Consider the following 5655-nt stretch of genomic DNA (forward strand, 5'->3'; position numbering starts at 1 on the left):
CGGGACAGGTGCTTGTCGCGGCAGCGCTCGACCACCTCCGGGGACACGCCGGGCAGCCCCAGGGCCTCGGCGACGCAGGCGGTGGGCCAGATGCGGGCCTCGTCCCAGCACAGCACGCCGTCGAACGGGTCGGTGTCGTGCACCGCGCGGGCGGCGGCGATCGCGAGGTCGGGTTCCAGCGTGTTCACCACGGTCACGCCGTCCACGTACGCCAGCTCCCAGGACGGCTCGGACTTGGCGAAGAGGTGGATCCGGTACTCGCGGGCGATCGACTCGACGAGGTACTCGCGCCACGCCTGCATGCCGGTGGCGATCAAGGCCAGGTGCGGACGGACATCCATGCCAGGGTCCCTTCGACTCGGTCATCGGCCTCGGCTCACCAGCGCGGACGCCCCGGGCTCGACGCGAGTCCGCGGGCGGCCGCCGGGCAGGGCTTCGCCGGGCACTGCGCCGCATGGTCCCCCGGCGTCCACAGGGCGTCAATATTCCTTTTCCGTCGCGGTTCGCGATATTCGCATCACGGAAAGCAATGGCGGCAGTTCAGCTCGGGCGGGCGACCCCGAAGAACCGCCGCGGGACCGGTCCTGTCATCTTCCTGCCACCTGGAAATCGTCTTATCCGGGTCACAATCCCTTCCGTGGCGGCCGCCTCGATTCGGACGACCTTCAACGGGAGATCGCATGCAGAAGATGCAATATTCGTCCGCCCGGTTGACCGAGGAATACGGAATCCGCATCGGGCGGTGGGAGCAGTACGCGGCGGACCGCGAGCTGCCGTTCGACGCGATGTGGTGCGTGATCCCGCCGGGCGGGTCGAGCGAGCGCGACCAGCACCCCGAGGTGGAGCTGTCGGTGGTGGCGTCCGGGCACGCCGACTACGAGGCGCCGGAGAGCGGCGAGCGGACCGAGGCCGGGCAGGGCTCGGCGGTCCTGCTGGCCGGCCGGGAGCCGCACGTGATCCACAACCGCTCGGACAGCGAGCCGCTGGTGCTGCTGAGCATCTACTGGATGCCCGAGGAGGCGGCCGAATGACCGTCGTCCTCACCACGCCCCCGCCGACCCCGAACGGCCCGCTGCACGTCGGGCACCTGAGCGGCCCGTACGTCGCGGGCGACATCGCGGCGCGGGCGCTGCGCGCGGCGGGCGCGGACGTGCTGACCATGTCCGGCCTGGACGGCAACCAGAACTACGTCCTCGCCAAGGCCGAGGCCCTGGGCCGTCCGGCGGACGAGACCATGCGCGACTACTCCGACCAGATCCGCTCGGCGTTCGCCAAGGCCCGGATCGAGTACGACGTGCTGCTCGACCCGGCCGCGGACGCCGACTACCGGGAGGCCATGCGGCGGCTCGTGGGCGAGCTGTTCACGGGCGCCGAGGAGACCGTCCTGCACCGCTGCCCCGGCTGCGGACGCACGATGCACCACGGCTACGTCGCGGGCTCCTGCGGGACCTGCGGAGCGGGCGCGGCGGGCGGCGCGTGCGAGGCGTGCATGGCCTACAACACCGCCGGGACGCTCCGCGAAGCCCGCTCGACCTGCTGCGACGCCGTCCCTGAGGAGTTCACCGCGCGGGTCCCGGTGCTGCGCCTGGAGGACCACCGCGACCAGCTCACCCGCACCTGGGCCGAGGCGGAGCTGCACCCGCGCGTGGTCGACCTCGTCCGGCGGCTGCTCGCGGACGGCCTGCCCGCCGTCCCGGTCGCCTACCCGACCGACTGGGGCATCGAGCTGGCGGCCCTCCCCGACGCGCGGCCGGCGGACCTGCGGCTGGACGTCTGGGTCGAGATGGCCTTCGGCTACCTGTACAAGATCGCGCGCGCCCTGGACCCGTCCGTCCGCTCGCTCGCCGACTGCGTCGCCGCCTGGAACGGCGTGGACGAGCTGTGGCACTTCCTCGGCGTCGACAACTCCTTCTACTACGCGGTGCTGATCCCGGCCGTGTTCGCGGCGGCGGGCGTGCGGCCGGGCGTGCTGCGGGGGCTCGCGGTCAACGAGTTCTACCGGCTGGACGGCCTGAAGTTCTCCACCAGCCGCGACCACGCCGTCTGGGCGCTGGACTTCCTGGACGAGCAGGACCCGGGCGACATCCGGCTGTTCCTCGCCCAGGACCGTCCCGACCGGTACGAGAGCGACTTCACCCTGGACGCGTTCAAGACGGGCCGGCCGTCCGCCGACGCCGACCTGGAACGCGCGCGCCGCGCGCTGCGGCCGTCCGGGTTCGACCCGGCGCTCGCCGCGCGCCTGCTGCTGCCGCTCCAGGACGACCCGCGCGCCCGCGACCTGCTCGCCCTGCTCACCGGGACATCGCCGGGAAGCGGCTCATGAGGATCTGCGTGGTCGGCGCGGGGCTCGCCGGCGCGCTGCTCGCCTGGCGGCTGCGGCTCACCGACCGGACCGCCGAGGTCGAGCTCGCCGGGCCGCCCGAACCCGCCGACGCGACCGCCGCGTCCGGCGGGCTGGTCCGCGGCTTCGAGCCCGACGCCGGGCAGCGCGCCCAGGCGACCGCGTCGCTCGCCGAGCTGTACGGCAGCCGGCTGCTGCGCGGCTGGGCCGAGTACCGCGAGACCGGCTCGGTGTACATCCAGGCCGGGCCGCCGCCGCTGCCGTCCGACCTGGCCGGAATCTGCGCGGCGCTCCCCGGATCGGCCGTGCTCACCGACGCACCCGGGTTCCCGGACCGTCCGCCCGCCGTCGTCGAGCGGCGCGCCGGGCATGTGTCACCGGGCGCGCTGCGCCGGGAGATCGTCGCGGACTTCCTGCGGATCGGCGGACGCCGCACGACCGCGCCCGCCACCGGCCTCACCGAGGCCCCGGACGGCACGCTCACCCTGCACCACTGCGCGTCCCCGTCGCCCCGGTCCGCGCCCGGCGCGGTCTGCGGCGCGTCCTGCGGCACGTTCGACCTGGTCGTCCTGGCCGCCGGGCCGTGGACGCCTGGCCTGCTCGCCCGCTTCGGGCTGCCGCGCGACGGGCTGCGCACCAAGCGCATCCAGTACACGGTGCACGCCGCCGCGAACCCGCCGTCCCGGGCGTTCGTGGACGAGACGACCAGCCTCTACGGCCGCCCCTACGGCGACCGGCTGCTGCTCGGCGTGCCCAGCGACCGCTACGACGTCGACCCCGACGACCGGCGGCCCGAGCCGGCGCTCGCGCACGCCGCGTCCGCCCTCGCCCGCGTCACCTTCCCCGACCTGCGGCTCGGCCCGGCCGTCCGGACCGTCGTCGCCGCCGACTGCTACCACCCCGACCCCGGCCTGCGGCTGCGCCCGGTCACCGGCGCCTCGCCCCGGCTGTCGACCTTCACCGGCGGCAGCGGCGGCGCGGCCAAGACCGCGCTCGCAGCGTCCCTGTCCGCCGCCGAAGAGCTGCTGCGGATCCGCACCCCCGCGTGACCCTTGTGGAGGCACTGCCCATGTCCGAGATCGACATCCCTCACCACCACACCGTCGGCGTCGGCGCGGGCCCGGCGAACCTGAGCCTGGCCGCGCTGTTCGAGGCCGTCGCGCCGCACCGGCTGGTCCTGCTGGAGCGGCGTCCCGCCCCGACCTGGCACCCGCAGCTGCTGCTGTCGGGCGTCCGGATGCAGACCTCCTGGCTGAAGGACCTGGTGTCGCTCGTCGACCCCACCCACCGGTTGTCGTTCGTCAACTACCTGGTCTCCACCGGACGGCTCTACGCGCTGATCAACGCCCAGTTCAACGTCATCCCGCGGCGTGAGTACCAGCGCTACCTGGCGTGGGCGAGCGAGCAGCTCGACGGGATCCGGTACGGCGTCCAGGTGGACGAGATCTCCTACGGCGACGACGTCGGCTTCTCCTACGTCAGCGACGGCCGGACGATCGCCCGCTCGGACCACCTCGTCCTCGGACTCGGCAGCGTCCCGTACGTCCCACCGGGCCTGTCGGGGATCCAGGGGGACGACGCGTTCGTGCCCGAGGAGCTGACCGCCCGCCTGCCCGCCATGGACCGGGACGCGCCCGTCTCGGTCGTCGGCGGCGGCCAGACCGGCGCCGAGTGCGTCATGGAGCTGCTCGGCCACGGCTTCACCGACATCACCTGGCTCGGCCGGCGGCCCTGGTTCCAGCCGATGGACGACTCGCCGCCCGCCAACGACTTCTACCGCCCCGCGTACGTGCAGTTCCTCCAGCAGGTCACGCGGGAGACCCGGCGGCGGCTCGTCGAGGGCCAGACGCTCACCGGCGACGCGATCACCCCCGGCATCCTCCAGGCCATCTACCAGGCCAACTACGACGGGATGCTCCGGCTCGACCGCTACCCGCTGACGATGCGTCCCGGCCGGGACGTCACGCTGGCCGAACGCGACGGCGACGGCTTCGTGCTGTCGGCGACGTCGCCCACCGGGCCCGAGAAGATCGCCGCGCGGTACGTCGTGTTCGCGACCGGGCGCGCCTTCGCCACGCCGCCGCTCGCCCCGGCGCTCACCGAGCTGATCGACCACGACGACGCCGGGCAGATGATCGTCGACTCGGACTACTCGCTGCGCTGGAAGAACGCCGACCGCAACAAGATCTTCGTGCAGAACCGGGCCCGGTTCACGCACGGCGTCGCCGACGCGAACCTGACCCTGCTGCCGGTCCGGGCCGCGACGATCATCAACTCGCTGTTCGAGCGGGACGTCTACACGATCCGCGACGCCGAGCCCAGCGTCGTGTGGGGGTGAGCGGCGTGCCGATCGACTACGACGGCCGGGTGTTCCGCTCCTCGGCGGCCGAGACCGCCGCCGCCGGGGACGTCCCGGTCGGCCGCTACCACCAGGCCGGCGACACCGTCTGGGCCGACTTCGACGGCGGCCGCGTCGTCCGCGGCTACCTGGTCGGACGCCGCGCCGCCGACGACAGCCTGGACCTGGCGTACTGCCAGGTCCTCGCGGACGCGACGGTGGTCAGCGGCCGGGTCCGCTCGACACCCGAGCTCCTGCCGGACGGCCGCGTCCGGCTCCGCGAGGAATGGGAGCGCTACGGCCCGCACGCCTCCCGGGGCGTGTCCCTGATCGAGGAGATCCCGACCTAACCCCCCAACACCCGGACGCGCCGGCGCCCCAGTCCACCCGGGGGCGCCGGCCGCGTGCGTTCCCTGCGCCCGCGTCCCCGGCATTGCCCGGCTCGGCGGCGGGCCGCGGTTCGGCCACGGCCGGCCGCCGATCCGGGACACCGCCGCCTTCCAGGGGTGGACGGAAGCCCGCCGGTGGCGGAGAGTGATGCGAAGGGGTCGCAAGGCGTCGAGCGGGGGCGAGACGTGACGAAGAGGGCCTTCATCGCGGCGGGCGCGGGTCTGCTGTGCGCGGCCGCGCCGCTCAGCGGGTGCGCGCACGGAGCCGCGAGCTCGTCCATCAAACCGGTCGGCGTCGTGACCGTGAACTCCCATCGCGGCTGCAAGCCCGGGTCGCGGATCGGCGCGTGGCACGGGCGTCCCGAGATCGAGGGGACGGCCCGGAACGCCACCCTGTGGGCGCTCGCCGACCAGACGCCCTTCAGGGCGGGCCGCGACGTCCGGTTCACCCTGCGGATGACGGGCAGCGGCGACCTGCGGCTGCGCACGCGCGGCCCGGGGACGCCCGACCTCGCGCCGCTTTCCGGCCCGGCACGCGGCGCGGCCGGGTACGGCCGCCGAGGTGGCCCGCTTCTTCGACGGCACCG

6 protein-coding genes and 1 pseudogene are annotated in these 5655 nt (G+C 74.2%); 6 read left to right on the forward strand and 1 reads right to left on the reverse strand.

Annotated features, from left to right (window positions below; all coding sequences use genetic code 11):
- Positions 1–341, reverse strand: a pseudogene (locus tag AB0J52_RS24515) (hypothetical protein); the annotation flags it as partial.
- Positions 342–680: 339 nt separating this feature from the next.
- On the opposite strand from AB0J52_RS24515, the gene AB0J52_RS24520 reads away from it, so the two are divergent.
- The 6 genes from AB0J52_RS24520 to AB0J52_RS24545 all read left to right on the forward strand — a co-directional run.
- Positions 681–1031: a cupin domain-containing protein gene (locus tag AB0J52_RS24520; protein ID WP_500184466.1), complete on the forward strand. Its 351-nt coding sequence runs from the start codon at positions 681–683 to the stop codon at positions 1029–1031.
- Entirely contained in the window at positions 1028–2323 is a 1296-nt protein-coding gene (locus AB0J52_RS24525) for a class I tRNA ligase family protein (protein WP_500184469.1), read from the forward strand. The genes AB0J52_RS24520 and AB0J52_RS24525 overlap by 4 nt, the downstream gene beginning before the upstream one ends.
- Positions 2320–3390, forward strand: coding sequence for an FAD-dependent oxidoreductase (locus AB0J52_RS24530; protein ID WP_500184471.1), 1071 nt, complete (start codon positions 2320–2322; stop codon positions 3388–3390). Before AB0J52_RS24525 ends, AB0J52_RS24530 begins: the two co-directional genes overlap by 4 nt.
- Before the next feature lie 20 nt (positions 3391–3410).
- Positions 3411–4679 (forward strand): lysine N(6)-hydroxylase/L-ornithine N(5)-oxygenase family protein, encoded by a 1269-nt coding sequence (locus AB0J52_RS24535; protein ID WP_500184473.1) that lies wholly within the window; start codon positions 3411–3413, stop codon positions 4677–4679.
- 5 nt (positions 4680–4684) lie between these two features.
- Positions 4685–5029 (forward strand): avidin-fold protein, encoded by a 345-nt coding sequence (locus AB0J52_RS24540; RefSeq protein ID WP_500184475.1) that lies wholly within the window; start codon positions 4685–4687, stop codon positions 5027–5029.
- A gap of 225 nt (positions 5030–5254) precedes the next feature.
- Positions 5255–5655: hypothetical protein (locus AB0J52_RS24545; protein ID WP_500184477.1), on the forward strand; the 401-nt coding region annotated here is incomplete at its 3' end.

The sequence above is a fragment of the Spirillospora sp. NPDC049652 genome (genome assembly GCF_040675125.1).
GTDB lineage: Bacteria > Actinomycetota > Actinomycetes > Streptosporangiales > Streptosporangiaceae > Spirillospora.